This window comes from Luteimonas padinae (assembly GCF_014652935.1).
GTDB lineage: Bacteria > Pseudomonadota > Gammaproteobacteria > Xanthomonadales > Xanthomonadaceae > Luteimonas > Luteimonas padinae.
This window is the reverse complement of the sequence record NZ_BMZT01000013.1, coordinates 14224-31465: the sequence shown is the minus strand read 5'-3', so window position 1 is coordinate 31465 and position 17242 is coordinate 14224. Positions and strand designations below refer to the sequence as shown.

16 protein-coding genes are annotated in these 17242 nt (G+C 71.1%); 10 read left to right on the top strand and 6 right to left on the bottom strand.

What is annotated here, in order from left to right:
* Positions 1 to 31: 31 nt before the first annotated feature.
* Positions 32 to 1366: a chromosomal replication initiator protein DnaA gene (gene dnaA, locus IE168_RS13535; RefSeq protein ID WP_189499140.1), complete on the bottom strand. Its 1335-nt coding sequence runs from the start codon at positions 1364 to 1366 to the stop codon at positions 32 to 34.
* 219 nt (positions 1367 to 1585) lie between these two features.
* Here dnaA and rpmH point away from each other — a divergent pair, with 219 nt between their 5' ends.
* The 5 genes from rpmH (at position 1586) to IE168_RS13510 (ending at position 6477) form a co-directional block, all read left to right on the top strand.
* Entirely contained in the window at positions 1586 to 1726 is a 141-nt protein-coding gene (rpmH, locus tag IE168_RS13530; protein WP_027070414.1) for a 50S ribosomal protein L34, read from the top strand.
* Positions 1727 to 1776: 50 nt separating this feature from the next.
* On the top strand, positions 1777 to 2193 hold the full coding sequence (rnpA, locus tag IE168_RS13525) for a ribonuclease P protein component (RefSeq protein WP_189499138.1): 417 nt from the start codon (positions 1777 to 1779) through the stop codon (positions 2191 to 2193).
* A gap of 13 nt (positions 2194 to 2206) precedes the next feature.
* Complete coding sequence (gene yidC, locus IE168_RS13520; RefSeq protein ID WP_189499136.1) at positions 2207 to 3964, top strand: membrane protein insertase YidC; 1758 nt, start codon at positions 2207 to 2209, stop codon at positions 3962 to 3964.
* A 30-nt stretch (positions 3965 to 3994) separates the two neighbouring features.
* A complete protein-coding gene (gene mnmE, locus IE168_RS13515) occupies positions 3995 to 5338 on the top strand; it encodes a tRNA uridine-5-carboxymethylaminomethyl(34) synthesis GTPase MnmE (RefSeq protein ID WP_189499134.1) in 1344 nt (447 codons plus the stop codon).
* A gap of 95 nt (positions 5339 to 5433) precedes the next feature.
* On the top strand, positions 5434 to 6477 hold the full coding sequence (locus tag IE168_RS13510) for an energy transducer TonB (RefSeq protein ID WP_189499132.1): 1044 nt from the start codon (positions 5434 to 5436) through the stop codon (positions 6475 to 6477).
* Between the two features lie 66 nt (positions 6478 to 6543).
* Here the strand turns inward: IE168_RS13510 and IE168_RS13505 are convergent, their stop codons facing one another.
* From IE168_RS13505 to IE168_RS13490, 4 genes are all read right to left on the bottom strand, one after another.
* Entirely contained in the window at positions 6544 to 7725 is a 1182-nt protein-coding gene (locus IE168_RS13505) for an ABC transporter permease (protein WP_189499129.1), read from the bottom strand.
* Complete coding sequence (locus IE168_RS13500) at positions 7722 to 8468, bottom strand: ABC transporter ATP-binding protein (RefSeq protein WP_189499127.1); 747 nt, start codon at positions 8466 to 8468, stop codon at positions 7722 to 7724. The genes IE168_RS13505 and IE168_RS13500 overlap by 4 nt, the downstream gene beginning before the upstream one ends.
* A 1-nt stretch (position 8469) precedes the next feature.
* A complete protein-coding gene (locus IE168_RS13495; RefSeq protein ID WP_189499124.1) occupies positions 8470 to 9984 on the bottom strand; it encodes an alpha/beta fold hydrolase in 1515 nt (504 codons plus the stop codon).
* Positions 9985 to 10105: 121 nt separating this feature from the next.
* Positions 10106 to 10882, bottom strand: a complete 777-nt coding sequence (locus IE168_RS13490) for an FAD-binding oxidoreductase (protein WP_189499122.1) — start codon at positions 10880 to 10882, stop codon at positions 10106 to 10108.
* Between the two features lie 70 nt (positions 10883 to 10952).
* On the opposite strand from IE168_RS13490, the gene IE168_RS13485 reads away from it, so the two are divergent.
* The 5 genes from IE168_RS13485 (at position 10953) to IE168_RS13465 (ending at position 16327) form a co-directional block, all read left to right on the top strand.
* A complete protein-coding gene (locus tag IE168_RS13485; protein ID WP_189499120.1) occupies positions 10953 to 11945 on the top strand; it encodes an ABC transporter ATP-binding protein in 993 nt (330 codons plus the stop codon).
* A complete protein-coding gene (locus IE168_RS13480) occupies positions 11942 to 12754 on the top strand; it encodes an ABC transporter permease (protein ID WP_189499118.1) in 813 nt (270 codons plus the stop codon). The genes IE168_RS13485 and IE168_RS13480 overlap by 4 nt, the downstream gene beginning before the upstream one ends.
* An 86-nt stretch (positions 12755 to 12840) precedes the next feature.
* Positions 12841 to 14415 carry an OmpA family protein gene (locus tag IE168_RS13475; protein WP_229823588.1) on the top strand — a complete coding sequence of 525 codons (1575 nt, stop codon included), beginning with the start codon at positions 12841 to 12843 and terminating at the stop codon, positions 14413 to 14415.
* Between the two features lie 18 nt (positions 14416 to 14433).
* On the top strand, positions 14434 to 15483 hold the full coding sequence (locus IE168_RS13470; RefSeq protein ID WP_189499116.1) for an OmpA family protein: 1050 nt from the start codon (positions 14434 to 14436) through the stop codon (positions 15481 to 15483).
* A gap of 40 nt (positions 15484 to 15523) precedes the next feature.
* On the top strand, positions 15524 to 16327 hold the full coding sequence (locus tag IE168_RS13465) for a hypothetical protein (RefSeq protein WP_189499113.1): 804 nt from the start codon (positions 15524 to 15526) through the stop codon (positions 16325 to 16327).
* An 8-nt stretch (positions 16328 to 16335) separates the two neighbouring features.
* Here IE168_RS13465 and IE168_RS13460 read toward each other — a convergent pair whose 3' ends face one another.
* Entirely contained in the window at positions 16336 to 17127 is a 792-nt protein-coding gene (locus IE168_RS13460; protein ID WP_189499111.1) for a TatD family hydrolase, read from the bottom strand.
* Positions 17128 to 17242 lie beyond the last annotated feature (115 nt).

The window sequence follows — 17242 nt, the reverse complement described above, 5'->3', positions numbered from 1 at the left end:
TCCGTCCACCGGCTCCAGCGCCGCCGGACCCTCACTCGCTGAGCTTGCGGATGAGCTTGTCCCAGTCCTCGCGGAGCTTGCCGTCGGTCTGCGCCAGGGCGCGGATCTGTCGGCAGGCATGCAGGACCGTGGTGTGGTCCCGGCCCGCGAAGGCATCCCCGATTTCGGGCAGGCTGTGCTCGGTCAGCTCCTTGGCCAGCGCCATCGCCACCTGGCGCGGGCGGGCCAGCGAACGCGTCCGCTTCTTGCCCAGCATGTCCTTGATCTGGAGGCCGTAGTAGTCTGCCACGGTCTTCTGGATATTGGGGATGCTGATCGCCGCCTGCTGGGCGCGCAGCAGGTCGCGCAGCGTCTCCTGCGCGAACTCGGTGGTGATCGCGCGCCCGGTGAAGTTCGCCTGGGCGGAGAGCGTGTTCAGGGCACCCTCGAGGTCGCGCACGTTCGACGGCATCTTCTTGGCCAGCAGGAAGGCCACTTCCTCGGGTACGTGGGTGCCGCGCTCCTGGGCCTTGGCCAGCACGATCGCCGCGCGGGTCTCGAAGTCCGGCGGGTCGATCGCCACCGGCAGGCCCCAGGCCAGTCGCGACTTCAGCCGCGGCTCCAGGCCCTCGACCTCGCGGGGGAAGCGGTCGCAGGTCATGATGATCTGCTGCCGGCCCTCGAACAGCGCGTTGAAGGTGTGGAAGAACTCCTCCTGCGTGCGGTCCTTGCCGGCGAAGAACTGGATGTCGTCGATCAGCAGCGCGTCGAGCTGCTGGAACTGGCGCTTGAACTGGTCCGCGGTGCGTTCCTGCAGCGCGCGGAAGAACGCGTTGTAGAACTGCTCCGAGCGCAGGTACAGCACGCGCGCGCCGGGATTGTTGCGGCGCATCTCGTTGCCGGCGGCGAACATCAGGTGGGTCTTGCCCAGGCCGGTGCCGCCGTAGAGCAGCAGCGGGTTGTGGCCGCGGTCGCCGGGCTTCTGCGCCGCCTGCCAGGCGGCCGCGCGGCCGAGCTGGTTGCTGCGGCCCTCGACGAAGTTGTCGAAGGTGTAGTGCGGATCCAGGTTGCCGTGGAACGCCGCCGCGCTTGCGGTCGCCGAGGCGGCAGTGGCCGCCGCCGTCGGGGTCATGCGTGGCGGCGCCGGGGCCGCGGGCAGGGACCCGATTTCGAGCGAGACGTCCGCGCCGCCGCCGAAGTGGCCCAGGAGTTCCCGGATCCGCGGCAGGTAGCGCTCGACCACCGCGTCGCGGATGAAGACGTTGGGGGCGTACAGCACGGTCGCGTCCTCGCGCCGCGCGGCCTGCAGCGGCCTCAGCCAGGTGTGGACATCCTCGGCCGGGAGTTCGGCTTCCAGGCGTTCGAGGCAGCGGGGCCAGGCTTCCATGTGGGATTCACGTACCGACGGCGGGGCCCGCCGCACGTCGTGGCGGACCACGTGCGGCGGGGGGTGGGAAGGGGGACGCCAGCCTACCACCTGCGCTCCCCCGGCGGCTTGCGCGAACACGGCGCGGGGGCGGGCAGGGCGGCAGGGTTTGACCCGCTGATCCGGGCCGGGATAGAATCTCCGGTTCTTTCCTCCGCGTCACGCTCAGAGCAAACCGCCATGGCCACCAAGCGCACCTACCAGCCCAGCAACCTCAAGCGCAAGCGCGACCACGGCTTCCGTGCCCGCATGGCCACCGCCGACGGCCGCAAGATCCTGGCCCGCCGCCGCGCCAAGGGCCGCAAGCGCCTCAGCGCCTGATGATCGCGGGCGGCCCGCACGCCGGCCGCCCCGTCGCGCTCCCGGTTCCGATGGACCGCCGCTTGCCCCGCCAAGCGCGCGTACGCGTGCGCGCGGATTTCGACCGCGTCTTCAGCGAGGGCCGCCGCACCGGCACGCCCCTGCTCGCCCTGCACCTGCTCCGCGACGGCCAGCCGGCCCGGCTGGGCCTGGCCGTGTCGCGCAAGGTCGACCGCCGCGCGGTTGGCCGCAACCGCATCAAACGCGCGCTGCGCGAGGAATTCCGCGCCCTGCGCGAGCGCCTGCCGCCCGCGGCCTATGTCGTGGTGGCGCGCCACGCCGCCGCGTCCGCGACCCGGGTCGCGCTGCGCGAGGCCTTCCACGACGCGCTGCGCCGCGCCGGTGCGTTGCCCGCGCCGGAGGCGGGCGGCACAATGCCCGCCGCATCCCCCGTCCACGTCCCGACGCCGCGCCCCAGCGGCGAATGAGCCTGCCTGCCCGATGAACCAGACCCGTACCTTCCTGATCTTCGCCTGGCTGATGGTGGCGACCCTGCTGTGGATGGAATGGGGCAAGGAGCAGCGCGAACCGCTGCCGACGGCGCAGGCCACGACCGCCGCGGCCGATCCCGCTGCCACGGTGCCCGGTGCGCCCGAGGCGATCCCCGGCGCGCCCGCCGTGCCGGGCGCGGTACCGGAAGCGCCGCAGGTCGCGGCGGTGCCCGGCAGCAACCCGCAGGCGGCCGCGGCACCTGCGGCCGAGGGTCTGGTGCATGTGCGCACGGACGTGCTCGACCTTGCGCTGCGCGGCGGCTCGATCGCCCGCGCCGACCTGTTGCAGTTCCCGCAGACGCGCGACGACGACAGCGCCCCGGTGCGCATGTTCGACGACGCGCCCGAGCGCTTCTATGCCGCGCAGAGCGGCTGGGTCAGCGCCACCAGCGCCGCGCCGAGCCACGAGTCCGGTTTCGTGGCCGAGTCGCCGGGCACGGAGTACGCCCTCGCCGACAACGCCGACACCCTTGAAGTGCCCTTCGTCTGGCACGGCGCCGACGGCGTCAGCATCCGCCGCAGCTATGTCTTCACCCGCGGCAGCTATGTGGTCGAGGTGCGCGACACCGTCTACAACAGGAGCGACAGCCTCTGGCAGGGCCACGTCTACCGCCAGCTCGTGCGCCTGCCGCAGGTGCTCAAGACCGGCTGGACCAATCCCGAGTCCTTCAGCCTGTACGGCGCCACCTGGTTCAGCCCCGGCGAGGGCTACAGCCGCGTGCGCTACGCTGATTTCGCCGACGAGGGCCCGGTCAACGTGCGCCAGTCCGGCGGCTGGCTGGCGATGCTCCAGCACCACTTCTTCAGCGCCTGGATCCCGGGCGGCAGCGACGAGGTGACGATCTCCCTGCACACCGTGCCGGGCCCCGCGGGCGGCATGCACCACCTGATCCGCGAGGTCGGTCCCGGCCTGGCGGTGGCGCCGGGCGACCAGGCCAGCACCAGCGCGCGCCTGTGGGTGGGCCCGAAGCTGGTGGGCCAGATCAAGGCGCAGGGCGTGCCCGGCCTCGACCGCGCCGTCGACTACAGCCGCTTCTCGATCTTCGCCGTCCTGGGCGAGGGCCTGTTCTGGATCCTCGACAAGCTGCACAGCCTGCTGCAGAACTGGGGCTGGTCGATTATCGGCCTGGTGGTGGTGGTGAAGGCCGTCCTGTACCCGCTGTCGAAGGCGCAGTACCAGTCGATGGCGAAGATGCGCAAGTTCCAGCCGCGTATCCAGCAGCTCAAGGAGCGCTACGGCGACGACAAGCAGAAGTTCCAGGTCGCCATGATGGAGCTGTACAAGAAGGAGAAGATCAATCCCGTCGGCGGCTGCCTGCCGGTGCTGCTGCAGATGCCGATCTGGCTGGCCCTGTACTGGGTGCTGCTGGAGTCGGTCGAGCTGCGCCACGCGCCGTGGATCGGCTGGATCCAGGACCTGACCGCGCGCGATCCGTACTTCATCCTGCCGGTGCTCAACATCCTGGTGATGTGGGGCACGCAGAAGCTGGCGCCGATGGTCGGCATGGACCCGATGCAGCAGAAGATGATGCAGCTGATGCCGCTGGTTTTCGGCGTGTTCATGATCTTCTTCCCCTCGGGCCTGGTGCTGTACTGGGTGACCAACGGCGCGCTCGGCCTGCTGCAGCAGTGGTGGCTGATCCGCAAGTTCGCCGACAAGCCCGATGCCGGCGGCGACCGTCCGGCCAAGGCCGTTGCCAGGGACTGAGTCCGGGCGGCGGTTGCGCCCGGCGCAGCGATGAACCGCGCCGCCTCCGACACCATCGCCGCCGTCGCCACCGCGCCCGGCGTCGGCGGCGTCGGCATCGTGCGCCTGTCCGGCCCCGCGGCCGCCGCGATCGCGCGCACGCTCTGCGGGCGACAGGCCCTGCGGCCACGCCACGCGCACCACGTCCGCTTCCTCGATGCCGACGGTGAGGCCCTCGACGATGGCATCGTCCTGCTGTTCCAGGCACCGGCCAGCTACACCGGCGAAGATGTGGTGGAACTGCAGGGCCACGGCAATCCCGTGCTGCTGCAGGCACTGGTCGCGCGCTGCTGCGCGCTGGGCGCGCGCATGGCACGGCCGGGCGAGTTCACCGAGCGCGCCTTCCTCAACGGCCGCCTCGACCTGGCCCAGGCCGAGGCGGTTGCCGACCTCGTCGCCGCAGGCGACCTGACCGCCGCGCGCGCGGCGCGACGCTCGCTCGAAGGCCGGTTCTCGCACCGCGTCGAAGCCCTGGCCGACGAGCTGCTGGCGATCCGCGTGCACGCCGAGGCCGCGATCGATTTCGCCGACGAGCCGCTGGAAACCCTGGGCGGTGCGCAGCTGGTCGCGCGCCTGCAGCGTGCGCGGGCCGACCTCGCCGCACTGCTCGGCGACGCCGAGCGTGGCCGCCGCCTGCGCGATGGCCTGCACGCGGTGATCGTGGGGCCGCCCAACGCCGGCAAGAGTTCGCTGCTCAACGCGCTGGCCGGCAGCGAGCGCGCGATCGTCACCGACGTCGCCGGCACCACGCGCGACCTGCTGCGCGAAACCGTCCACGTCGACGGCGCGGAGCTCGTGCTGGTGGACACCGCCGGCCTGCGCGACGCCGGCGACACGATCGAGCGCGAGGGCATGCGTCGCGCCCGCGACGAGCTGGGGCGCGCGGGGCTCGCGATCGCCGTCGTCGACGCCCGCGATCCCGACGCCGGCCGTGCCGCGGTGGCCGCCGATCTCGACGGCGTGCCGCAGGTGCTCTGGCTGCACAACAAGGCCGACCTGCTGCCGGCCGATGCGCCGCCCCTGCCCGATGGCGCGCTGCGCGTGTCGGCGACCACCGGGGCGGGCATGGCGGCCCTGCACGCGCGGCTGCGCGCGCTGGTGGTGGGCGATGCCTCCGGCGAGGGCGAATTCACCGCGCGTGCGCGCCATGTCGACGCGCTGCGGCGGGCGCAGCGTGGACTCGAGGCCGCCGCCGCCGCGCTCGACGCGGAAGCGCTCGATCTCGCGGCGGAGTCACTTCGTGATGCACATCACGCTTTGGGCGACATTACCAGGCGCGTGGACGCGGACGCGCTGCTCGGCCACATCTTTTCGCGCTTCTGCATCGGAAAATAGGCCCGGACGGACCATGACCGGGTGTTGACAAACGGCCCCGCGTATCGCGTCCTAGGCATACGTGCGGATCCGCACACCCAGGGGGAGTACAACCGATGTTGCTGAACAACCAAGCTTCTGCGTGGCGTGGGCTGCCGCGCCTGGCACTCGCGGCGGCCCTGATCGTGGCCATCTCGGCGTGCGGCAAGGACGAGGCCGCGGCGCCTGCCGACGCGGCTGCCGGCGGTAGCCCGGCCACCGCCGCCGCGGCGACCGAAGCCGCCGCCGAACAGGCCGCGGCCCAGGCCGACGCACTGGCCGCCCTCAGTGCCGACGAGCTGCGCGAGCGCGGCCGCACGGCCTACGCCGAGAGCCGGCTATACGCGCCCGCGGGCGACAACGCGCTCGAGTACTACCTCGCGCTGCGCGAGAAATCGCCTGGCGACGCCGCCGTCGCCAGCGCGCTGACGGACCTGATGCCGATGCTCGTCATCGCCACCGAGCAGGCGCGCGACCGCGAAGACTTCGAGGAGTCGCGCCGCCTCGCCGCGCTGGTGGCGCGCGCCGACGCCAACCATCCCGCGCTGCAGCGCCTGCAGGCCTCGATCGACAGCGCCGACGCGGCGGCCAAGGCCCGCATCGAGCAGCAGGCCCTGAGCGCCGAGCAGGAAGCCGAACGCCAGCGCCAGCTCGCCGCCGAACGCGAACGCGCGCAGGCCGACCAGCAGCGCGTCGCCGCGGAGCAGCTGGCCGAGCAGCAGCGCACCGCCGAGCGCGACGCCGCGGCCCGCGCCGAGGCCGAGCGCGTGGCCGCAGAGCAGCGTGCCGCAGAGGAACGTGCCGCCGAGCAGCGTCGCGCGCAGCAGCAGGCGGCGGCCGCGGCCACGCCGGCGGCGCCCGCGGCGCCCACGCTGCGCCCGCTGAGCACGCCGGCGCCGCGCTATCCCGCCGAGGCCCTGCGCGCCGCGCAGTCGGGCGAAGTGCAGGTCGAGTTCACCGTGGCGCCCGACGGCAGCGTCAGCGACGCGCGCGTGGTGCGCGCCGACCCGCCGCGCGTGTTCGACCGCGAAGCCGTGGCCGCGGTCCGGCGCTGGCGCTTCGAACCGGTCGCGCAGCCGGTGACCACGCGCCGGACGATCGCCTTCAATCCCGGCGGCTGAAGCGCCAGCGCCACCACGAAGAAGCCCGGCCATCGACCGGGCTTTTTCGTGTCGCGTCGATGCGGATCAGGCCGAGATCGCCAGCTTCTCGCGGTGGTACAGCCGCGCCGCCATCAGCCACAGCAGCAGTCCCATGCCGAAGCCCGCGCCCAGGTACGTCGCCCACTCCAGCGGCGACACCCACTCGCTGCGGATGATCTTCAGCAGCATCTGGTTCTGGGCCAGGAAGGGCACCGCGAACTGCCACAGCTCGTTCTTGAGCGGGTTCACCATCAGCACGATCGTCGGCACGATCGGCAGCAGCATCAACACGCTCATGTAGCTCTGCGCTTCCTTCACCGACTTCACGCTGGCCGCGATCAGGGTCAGCAGGGTGGTGCCGATCAGCACCATGGGCAGCAGCACCAGCAGGATCTTCAGCATCATCGCCGCCGACACCGAGACCATCTGGATCGCGGCCGGCGCCAGCGCGAAGCTCAGCCGGAACGCGAGCACGATCAGCGCCATGCTGAGCATCCCGAACAGGCAGGCGGCGAGGATCTTGCCGCTCATGATCGCGCTGCGCGAGGCCGGCGTGGCCAGCAGCGGCTCCAGCGACTGGCGCTCGCGCTCGCCGGCGGTCACGTCGGTCACCAGGTAGGCGCCGCCCAGGAAGGAGCTGAAGATCAGCAGGTAGGGCAGGATCGCCAGCAGCATGCCGCGCTTGGCCTCCGGCGTGGCGACGTCGCGCTGCGCCACCATCACCGCGATCGTGGCCTCCGGGCTGAAGCCGCGGCTGATCATGCGCAGCGCGCCGACCTGCTGGCTGTACTCGCCCAGCGCCGCGCGCACGCGCTCCACGGGGATGTGCGAGTCCTGGCGCGACGAGTCGTAGAGGATCTCGATCGTGGCCATGCGGCTGCCGCGCCACTGTTCCTGGAAGGCTTCGGGGATGCGCAGCACCACGTCATGGTCCTGCTCGCGCAGCGCGCGTTCCGGGTCGCCCGGTGGCTCGGTCGCTTCGATGTCGCGCGTGCCGAGGAAGGCAACCAGGTTCGGCGCGTGCGCGGCGCCGATTACCGGGACCTCCAGCACCGACTCCAGCTGCGTGCGCGCGCGCTTCTCGGCCAGCGTGCCCATGCCGACGATCAGCAGCGGGAACAGCAGCGGCCCCATCAGCAGGCCCAGCATCACCGTGCGCCGGTCGCGGAACAGGTCGACCAGTTCCTTGCGGGCCACGGTCCACACCGTGTTGTTCAAGAGCTTCATGCGGACAGGCCCTCCTCGGTGCCGATCAGGTCGACGAAGGCGTCCTCGAGGTTGTCCTCGCCCGACAGTGCGCGCAGTTCGTCCGGCGTGCCGCTGGCGCGGACCTCGCCCTGGGCGATGATCACGATGCGATCGCAGAGCGCGGCGACCTCCTGCATGATGTGGCTGCTGAAGATCACGCAGTGGCCCTGGGCACGCAGGTCCTGCAGGAAGCTGCGCAGGCCGCGGGTGGTCATCACGTCCAGGCCGTTGGTGGGTTCGTCCAGGATCACGTTGCGCGGTGCATGCACCAGCGCGCGCGCGATCGCGGTCTTGGTGCGCTGGCCCTGCGAGAAGCCCTCGGTGCGGCGGTCGAGGAAGTCCTCCATGCCGAGCGTGCGCGACATCGACTCGGTGCGCGCGGCGATGGTGGCGTCGTCAAGCCCGTGCAGGCGGCCGAAGTAGGCGATGTTCTCGCGCGCGGTCAGGCGCTTGTACACGCCGCGCGCATCGGGCAGCACGCCGAGGGTGCGGCGCACCGCGGTGGCGTCGCGGGCGACGTCGATGCCGTCGACGCGCACCGAGCCGCGGTCGGGCGACATCAGCGTGTAAAGCATGCGCAGGGTGGTGGTCTTGCCGGCGCCGTTGGGGCCGAGCAGGCCGGTGATCTCGCCGTCGCGGGCCTCGAAGCCGACGCCGCGCACGGCGTGCACCGGCCCCGACTTGGCCTTGAAGGTCTTGTGCAGGTCGTGGACTTCGATCATCTCAGGGCTCCCATCCGTAGTTGCCCGCGAAGGGCGGCGCCGCCGCGAGGCGGTCGAGGCAGCTGGCGTCGATGTCCGAGGCGTCGGCGCGCTCGACGAACTGCGCGAACAGCTTCGGCATGCAGCCCGCACCGATGACGTTATGGCCCTGGCCGGGGGCGACCAGGTGGCGGCCGTTGGCCAGGTGCCGGGTCACTTCTTCGCCGTAGCGCGCCGGCGTGACCGGATCGAACTCGCCGCTGATCGCGAGCACCGGCACGTCGCCGGACAGCGGATCGCGGAAGCCGCCCGCGCGCGGCGCCGTCGGCCAGGCCGGGCACTGCGCGTGGAAGAACTCGACCATGCCGGTGCCGAGCAGGCTGCCGGCGTCCTCGGGATCGATGGCCATGTCGGCCACGTCCTCGGTGCAGATCACCGACAGCTGCATGCCCTGCGCCATCTGGCTGTCCAGCGAGTCGGCCAGCATCCGCGCCTGCGACATCATCGGCGCGTAGCGGCCCTGCGAGGCGTCGTGCAGCAGCAGTGGCAGGGTGGCCGAGGCCGCGGGCTGGTAGGAGAACATGCGCAGCAGGGCCGCGAGATGGCCGAACGAGGGCCGGTCCTCCAGCCATTCGCCGCTGACCGGATGGCGGTACTGCACCGGGGCCAGGTCGCTGGCTTCCAGCGTGGCGCGCACCGCGTCCAGCTGCGCCGACGGGTCGCCCAGGGTGCCGACGCAGGCGGGTTCGTCGCGGCAGCGCTGGAACTGGGTGTCCAGCGCCTGCTCGAGGTTACGCGCGTGCTCCTGGCCCAGCACCATCGCATTCGGCACCACGCCGTCGAGCACCACGGTGCGCGTGGCCTCCGGCCAGGCCTTGGCGTACTGCTGCGCCACGCGCGTGCCGTAGGAGATGCCCACGAGGTTGAGCTGCGGCGCGCCCAGCGCCTTGCGCACCGCTTCGAGGTCGCGCACGTGGTCGGTGGTGCCGTAGCGGCGCAGGTCGGTGCCGTCGGCCGACAGCGCGTCGCGACAGCGCTCGGCGAAGGCGCGCATGGCCTCGGCCGTCATCTGTTCGACGTCGAACGCGCTGCCCTCGTCCTCCGCCGCGCAGTGCAGCGGGTGCGAGCCACCGGTGCCGCGGGCGTCGACCAGCAGCACGTGGCGGTTGCGGCGCAGGTCGGAGAACGCCGCCGCCACCTGCGGATAGGACTCAAGCGCCGATTGGCCGGGGCCGCCGGCGATCATCACCACCGGGTCGGGTTCGGCCGTGCCTTCGGCCGGCAGCAGCGCCAGCGCGAGGCCGATGCGGCGCCCGTCGGGCGCGTCGTGGTCCTCGGGCACCTCGAAGCGGGCGCACTGGGCCTCGACCGCGCGCGCGCCCACGGCGCTGAGCGAACACGGCTCGAACGTGATGTCGCCCACGCGCAGGCGGGTGTCGGGCGCCCCGCCGCCCTCGGGCGCGGGCGTGCAGCCGGCGAGCAGCGCCGCCAGCGCCGCGACGGGCAGGATCGCCCTGATGGCTCGTCTTGTTCTCATTCGTCGTCCCCGGGTTGGAAGATGGATTCGATGCGCTCGTCCTGTCCTCCCCGGACGCGCGCCCGGCCCCGTATGTGACCAGCCCGCCACGCGCCCTGTAGCGGGGCGACGGGCCCGGTGCCTACTTGCTGCTGACGTACTTCTCGCGGCGGATGTGCGGCACCGGCAGGCCATGCGCCTTCAGCGCCTCGAAGCAGGCGTCGACCATGTCCGGATTGCCGCAGAGGTAGGCGATGTCGCCCTCGGCCGAGGGCGCGAACTCGGCCAGGAACTGCTGCACGTAGCCGTGGCGCACGTCGGGATGGTCGTGCGCCGAGCCCGGCTTGGGCAGCGCGCGCGAGAAGCAGGGCACGAAGCGGAAGCCCGGGTGCGCGTCGGCGAAGGCGCGGAACTCGTCGCCGTAGAGCAGCTCGTCGGGGCTGCGTGCGCCGAACAGCAGCACGACCTCGACGCCGCGGGAGGCCATCGCCTGCTCCAGCAGCGGCAGCATCGCGCGGTAGGGGGTGACGCCGGTGCCGGTGCCGACCAGCAGGTAGCGGCGATTGTCGTCGCGCGGCTGCAGGCAGAAGCGGCCGAAGGGCCCGCTGGCCTGCACGGTGCCGCCGATGTCGAGGTTCTCGAACAGCGCGGTGGCGGCGCCGCCGGGCACGTAGCTGACCGCGATCTCGACCAGCTCGCCCGGCCCCATCGCGTGGTCGTGGATGGTGGCCAGCGAATAGCTGCGCCTGGCCGCGCTGCCGTCGGCGTATTCGAAATGGACCTGGATGAACTGGCCGGGGATGTAGTCCAGCGGCAGGCCGTCGTCGCGGCTGAAGGCGAGGTGGGCGACGGTCGGCGCCAGCATCCGGCGCGAGGCGAGCTTCAGCGGGAACAGTGCGGGCACGATGGAACGGACCATTGCCGGGCCGGGGCCCGCGGGACTTCTATAATACCGCTCCCCCGATCCCCCCCGCGCCCAGGGAAACCCGATGAGCGAAGCCGCACCGCCCGCCGCGCTTTCCGTGCGCGACCTGCGCAAGACCTACGACAATGGCGTCGAGGCCCTGAAGGGCGTCTCGCTGGATGTCGCGCCCGGCGACTTCTACGCGCTGCTGGGCCCCAACGGCGCCGGCAAGTCGACCCTGATCGGCATCGTCTCGTCCCTGGTCAACAAGACCTCGGGCGAAGTGCGCGTGTTCGACGTCGACCTGCACGCCGAGCGCGACCGGGCGATGCGCCTGCTTGGCCTGGTGCCGCAGGAAATCAACTTCAACATGTTCGAGAAGCCGCTCGACATCCTGGTCAACTACGCCGGCTTCTACGGCATCCCGCGCGCGGAGGCGATGGTGCGCGCGGAAGAGGAGCTGCGCTCGGCGCAGCTGTGGGACAAGGCCGAGAAGATGAGCCGCACGCTCTCGGGCGGCATGAAGCGGCGGCTGATGATCGCGCGCGCGATGATGACCCGGCCGAAGCTGCTGATCCTCGACGAGCCCACCGCCGGCGTCGACATCGAGATCCGCCGCGGCATGTGGCAAACCCTGCGCCGGATCAACGCCAGCGGCACCACCATCATCCTCACCACGCACTACCTGGAGGAGGCGGAGAACCTCTGCCGCAACCTCGCCATCATCGACCACGGCCGCATCGTCGAGGCCGGGCCGATGCGCGCGCTGCTGTCCAGGCTCGACGTCGAGGGCTTCCTGTTCGACGTCGAGGACGACCTGCCCGCGATGCTGCCCGACGTTCCCGGCGCCCAGGTGCGCGCCGCGGACGCGCACACCCTCGACGTCGACATGCCGCGCGCGATGGACCTCAACCGCGTGTTCGCAGCGCTCGATGCCGCCGGCATCCGCGTGCGCTCGATGCGCAACAAGTCCAACCGGCTGGAGGAGCTGTTCGTGCGCATGACCGGCGACCCGGGAGCAGCCGCCACCCCCGCACGCGCTGCCACCCCCCCAGGCCCCAACGGACCCGCCGCATGAGCCGCATCCCGACCACGCCGCCCCCGGCCGACGCCTCTCCGCTGCGCGCCAACCTCGTCGCCCTCGGCACCATCGCGCGCCGCGAGGTGACGCGCATCCTGCGCATCTGGAGCCAGACCCTGGTGCCGCCGGCGATCACCATGACGCTGTACTTCCTGATCTTCGGCGGGCTGATCGGCAGCCGCATCGGGACCATGGACGGCATCACCTACATGGACTTCATCGTCCCCGGCCTGGTGATGATGAGCGTGATCCAGAACAGCTACGGCAACATCTCGTCGTCGTTCTTCGGCGCCAAGTTCGGGCGCCACGTCGAGGAGCTGCTGGTCAGCCCGATGCCGCCCTGGGTGATCCTGGGCGGCTACGTGGCCGGCGCCGTGCTGCGCGGGCTGATGGTGGGCGTGATCGTGCTCTGCATCGCGATGCTGTTCACCACCGTGCGCATCCCGCACCCGCTGGTGACGCTGTCCACCGTGCTGCTGGGTGCGACGATCTTCTCGCTGGCCGGCTTCGTCAACGCCGTGTTCGCGAAGAAGTTCGACGACGTGGCGATCGTGCCGATCTTCATCCTCACCCCGCTGACCTACCTCGGCGGCGTGTTCTATTCGGTCAAGCTGCTGCCGGGCTGGGCGGAAGCGGCCACGCACGCCAACCCGATCTTCTACATGGTCAACGCGTTCCGATACGGCCTGCTCGGCCAGAGCGACGTGCCGCTGTGGGTGGCGTATGCGCTGATGGTCGGCTTCGTCGTCGCGCTGGGCGCGCTGGGGCTGTGGCTGCTGAAGCGGGGAGTGGGCCTGCGCAGCTGAGGCGCGCGCCGCGGAGCGGCGCGTGTCCCGGGACCGTCGGGAACATCCGGTAAGCTCGCCGCTTTCCGACCGTAGGAGCAAGAGGAATGCGCAACGGGAACCTGGCCGCCGCGTGCGTGCTCGCGATGATGCTGTCCGCCTGCGTCGGTGCGACCGACCCCGCCGGCGATGCGGCGGCTGGCGCAGCCGCCGGGCCTTCCGACGATGCCACGATTCCGCGCGCCGACGGCGCAGCAGCCGTGGCGGCGCTGCCCGAGACGGACGACGCCGGCGCTGACGATGCGGCGCGTTCCGGGTCGGGCCTCGAGGACAAGGAAGGCAACCCGATCGCGCTGGTGCCGTTCGACATCCAAAGCGTACCGTTGAGCAGTGCGTCGCTGGGCGAGCTTCCGTTCTTCTCCATGCCTGCGGGCTACGGTCCGGTCAACCGGCCCGACCAGCGCAGCTTCGCGCGCTTTCCGTTCCGGCTCGGCGACGGCCTGCATTGGGTCGAGGGTGCGAGCTGGAACAGCCTGCTCGGCATCGATCGCGACCACCGCGGTGACAAGGAGTTCTCCCCGCGCGAACTGCGCCACAACCTGGAGGCGGTGTTCGAGCAGGCCGGCGCGAAGCAGGTGTTCGAGGGTCCGCTGCAGCGCGACTTCTACTACGGCCCGCAGCTCGAGGCCGAGATCGGCGGCGGCTTCATCGAGGGGGTCAATCTCGATGCCGAGGCAGCGACCACGGTCCACGTCATCCGCCAGACGGGCCGGAACATCTGGATGCAGCTGTCCACGCATTCCCACGGCGCTGCGCTGGTGGTGGTGGAAGAGCGTCCGTTCGAGGCCAGCGCGCGTTGGAGCGGCGCGTTCCCCCATCTGTCGCTTCCGGCGGGCTATGCCGATGGCAACCGGCCCAAGCAGCGCGACTTCGACATGTACCCGTTCTGGACCGGCAGCGGGTTCGAGGAGGTGGAGGGCAGGACCTATGCCGCGGACGTGAGGGCCCGGGAGCGCGCCAACTCCATGCACGAAGTGCGTCGCAACCTCGAGGCGATGATGGCCGAGGCCGGCGGCGTGCTGGTGTTCGAGGGTCGGATCCCCAAAGAAGCGTCGGATCGCTACGACAGCGACCTGAAGGGCTTCTACAGCGATGCCACGGGCTTCGGCTGGGACGACTATGAATCGCGCGTCTACCGCGTCGACCTTGCGGACGGGCGCCAGGTCTGGGTGCACGCGGCGCTGGACTACCTCTCCTCGGGCTGGGTGGTCGCCGAGCGCAAGGGCTTCGTGCAGACCGCGGCGCTGCTGCCGGCCTCCGCGCTCAAGCAGCAGCTCGACGCCGACGGTCGCGTGGCCATCCAGGTCAACTTCGCGGTCGACAAGGCCGACATCCTTCCCGACTCGCAGCCGCAGATCGACCAGGTGCTGGCGCTGCTGCGCGAGGATCCGGCGCTGCGCCTGTCGGTCGACGGCCACACCGACGACACCGGAAACGCCGGACACAACCAGCGCCTGTCCGAAGCGCGCGCGCAGTCGGTGGTGGCCGCGCTGGTGGCGCAGGGTATCGACGCATCGCGACTGGAAGCCAAGGGCCACGGCCAGTCGCAGCCGGTGGCCGACAACGACACTGAAGAAGGCCGGGCGAAGAACCGCCGGGTCGAGCTGGTGCGGCTGGACTGACTGAAGGAGCAGAAGACCATGCGAAACCGAAATCCTGCAGTGGCCGTTGCGCTGGCCCTGGGCTTGGCGGCGTGCGGAGGCGCGCCTGACAAAGAACAGGAGTCCGCGGCCGCAACTGCGGCACCTCCTGCGCCGCAGGCGACGCCGGATCCGGATGCCGGATCCGCCGCCAGCGAAGCGGAGAGCGCCCCGGAACCCGGCTTCGACATCGCGAACGTTCCGCTCAGCGAAATTGCGCTGGGCGAGTTCCCGTACCTGCGCCTGCCCGCGGGTTACGTGTACCAGGGCGAGGAGGCCTCCGACTTCGAGCGCATCCCGTTCTGGACCGGAGACCGCATGGAATGGGTCGAGGGCCGCTTGTTCGGCGGCCGGATCATCGGCGACAAGGCGCAAGGCAAGACGTTCTCCCTGCTTGAATACCAGCGCAACATGCAGGCCGCGATCCGGCAGGCGGGCGGCCAGAGCATCGCGCAGGGACGCATTCCCGAGGAGTTCCGCGAGGCGGTGGAGGATGCCGATCCCGAGCTCCAGTCCCGCCTCTATTCGTCGATGGGCAATACCTTTTCCGGACCGGTGGAAACCTTCGTGATCCGCCGGCACGACCGCGACATCTGGATCCAGGTGGGCGGCTACTCGAACGGCGGAAACCTGCGCGTGGTCGAAACCACGCCGCTCGAAATCACCGCCGGCCTGCTCGAGGCCTCCGAACTCAAGCGGCAGATCGACGCCGACGGCCGCGTGGCCATCCAAGTCAACTTCGCCGTCGACAAGGCCGACATCCTTTCCGACTCGCAGCCGCAGATCGACCAGGTGCTGGCGCTGCTGCGCGAGGATCCCGCGCTGCGCCTGTCGATCGATGGCCATACCGACGCCACGGGGGATGCCGCGCACAACCAGCGCCTGTCCGAAGCGCGAGCGCAGTCGGTGGTGGCCGCGTTGGTGGTGCAGAGCATCGACGCATCACGGCTGGAAGCCACGGGCCACGGCCAGTCGCAGCCTGTGGCCGACAACGACACCGACGAGGGGCGCGCGAAGAACCGTCGGGTAGAACTCGTCCGCCTGGATTGAACCCATGGAGTTCCGGACCATGCAGGACACATTCCGCAGCGTGCGCACGGGCCGGGTAACCGGACTTGCCTTCGCGCTGTTGTTGTTTCTTGGCGCTGGCTGCAGCGATGCGGGCGATCAGGACGAAAGGCGGCCGGGATCCCCGGACCCGGCATCCCCTGATGCAGGAGACGCGCCGAGCCTGTACCTCGATCAAGTCGTGCAGATGCTCGAGAACGGGCGCAATGCCCAGCTGGAGGGTTACCGGCACCGCGTCGAAAGCTGCAGGAATGCGGGAATCGCGACCCAGCCCCTGCCGTCGTCCGATGAGCACCTGGTCGGTACATCGCGCTGGCGCATGTGGCGCGACCGCGAGCATCTCGCCTATCGCATGGAAACCTGGCATGCCGAGCCGCCGGACGCGGCCGGCACGCCCGAGGCGCTCTGCACGTTCACGCTCGCCCTCACCGGCATCCACGGATACGTGGACGCGCAGCGCTCGATCCTGGTCGACCTGGAGACGGGGGCGCGCACGGAGGGCGAAGGCAATCCCGACATCGTCCTGGCCTCTGTCGATGCGTCCAGCGGAAGCGATCCGCAGGCAGGCTCCGCGCCGGAAACCGTGGCTGGCCAGTCCTGCAACCGCTGGCGGTCGCAGCGTGGCGGCACGGCCTGCGTCTGGTCCGGGGGCGCGCGCTGGGGCTTCGCCAGCCACACCGACCGCGGGTTCAACCCCGGCGCCGGCATGCATGCCGACCAGATCGTGCTGGATGCGGACGCGCCGCCGGATGCCATCGGCTACGAACTGGAAACCACGACCTTCGTGGTGGGCGCGCCGCTGGACCAGGACGCCATGATGCCGTAGGCGGATCCTCAGCCCGGCAGGCGGAAGAACGCGCGCGTGGCGGCCGTGGCATTGGCTGCGGTCACCGCGACGTCCTCGCCGCGGTCGCGCGCGAGCTCCTCGACGATGTGCGGCAGGAAGGCCGGCTCGTTGCGGCGGTCCTTCGGCACGGGCTTGAGCGTGCGCGGCAGCAGGTAGGGCGCGTCGGTCTCCACCATCAGCCGGTTGGCGGGGATGTTGCCGACGATGTCGCGCAGGTGCTGGCCGCGGCGCTCGTCGCACAGCCAGCCGGTGATGCCGATGTGCCAGTCGCGGTCGATGCAGTCGAACAGCTCCTCGCGGGTGCCGGTGAAGCAGTGCACCACCGCCGGGCCGATGCGGCCCTCGAAGTCCTTCATGATCGCGACGAAGTCGGCGTGGGCGTCGCGCTGGTGCAGGAACAGCGGCTTGCCGGTGTCGGCGGCGATCTCGAGCTGGCGTTCGAAGGCCTTGCGCTGGGCGGGGCGCGGGGAGAAGTCGCGGAAGTAGTCGAGGCCGCATTCGCCGACGGCGACGACTTCGGGATGGGCGTGGAGGGCGCGCATCTCGGCGTCGCATTCGGCGGTGTATTCGCTGGCGTGGTGCGGGTGCACGCCGGCGGTGGCGAACCATTCGCCGGGGCGGGTGCGGGCGAGTTCGAGGGCGAGCGGGGAGTGCTCGCGGCTGGCCCCGGTGAGGACGGCCTGGACGACGCCGGCGGCGCGGGCGCGCTGCCAGACCCGGTCGCGGTCGTGGTCGAAGCTGTCGTGGGTGAGGTTTAGGCCGATGTCGATGAGGTCCATGCGGGCATTGTAGGTGGGTGCCTGTTGGTGGGCTGCCGGTGGAGGCGTTCGGCTTCGGGAGGGAGCGCGCCGCTGCGCAGGGGGCATGGACCGGCGAAGCAGCCGTCCGTGGCTG

What these genes read in the sequence shown, in the direction of transcription:
- IE168_RS13500 (WP_189499127.1), bottom strand. Translation starts at nt 8,468, where the DNA reads ATGATCGAAGTCCACGACCTGCACAAGACCTTCAAGGCCAAGTCGGGG.
- rpmH (WP_027070414.1), top strand. Translation starts at nt 1,586, where the DNA reads ATGGCCACCAAGCGCACCTACCAGCCCAGCAACCTCAAGCGCAAGCGC.
- rnpA (WP_189499138.1), top strand. Translation starts at nt 1,777, where the DNA reads ATGGACCGCCGCTTGCCCCGCCAAGCGCGCGTACGCGTGCGCGCGGAT.
- IE168_RS13480 (WP_189499118.1), top strand. Translation starts at nt 11,942, where the DNA reads ATGAGCCGCATCCCGACCACGCCGCCCCCGGCCGACGCCTCTCCGCTG.
- IE168_RS13460 (WP_189499111.1), bottom strand. Translation starts at nt 17,127, where the DNA reads ATGGACCTCATCGACATCGGCCTAAACCTCACCCACGACAGCTTCGAC.
- IE168_RS13485 (WP_189499120.1), top strand. Translation starts at nt 10,953, where the DNA reads ATGAGCGAAGCCGCACCGCCCGCCGCGCTTTCCGTGCGCGACCTGCGC.
- IE168_RS13475 (WP_229823588.1), top strand. Translation starts at nt 12,841, where the DNA reads ATGCGCAACGGGAACCTGGCCGCCGCGTGCGTGCTCGCGATGATGCTG.
- IE168_RS13495 (WP_189499124.1), bottom strand. Translation starts at nt 9,984, where the DNA reads ATGAGAACAAGACGAGCCATCAGGGCGATCCTGCCCGTCGCGGCGCTG.
- IE168_RS13470 (WP_189499116.1), top strand. Translation starts at nt 14,434, where the DNA reads ATGCGAAACCGAAATCCTGCAGTGGCCGTTGCGCTGGCCCTGGGCTTG.
- IE168_RS13510 (WP_189499132.1), top strand. Translation starts at nt 5,434, where the DNA reads ATGTTGCTGAACAACCAAGCTTCTGCGTGGCGTGGGCTGCCGCGCCTG.
- mnmE (WP_189499134.1), top strand. Translation starts at nt 3,995, where the DNA reads ATGAACCGCGCCGCCTCCGACACCATCGCCGCCGTCGCCACCGCGCCC.
- IE168_RS13505 (WP_189499129.1), bottom strand. Translation starts at nt 7,725, where the DNA reads ATGAAGCTCTTGAACAACACGGTGTGGACCGTGGCCCGCAAGGAACTG.
- dnaA (WP_189499140.1), bottom strand. Translation starts at nt 1,366, where the DNA reads ATGGAAGCCTGGCCCCGCTGCCTCGAACGCCTGGAAGCCGAACTCCCG.
- yidC (WP_189499136.1), top strand. Translation starts at nt 2,207, where the DNA reads ATGAACCAGACCCGTACCTTCCTGATCTTCGCCTGGCTGATGGTGGCG.
- IE168_RS13490 (WP_189499122.1), bottom strand. Translation starts at nt 10,882, where the DNA reads ATGGTCCGTTCCATCGTGCCCGCACTGTTCCCGCTGAAGCTCGCCTCG.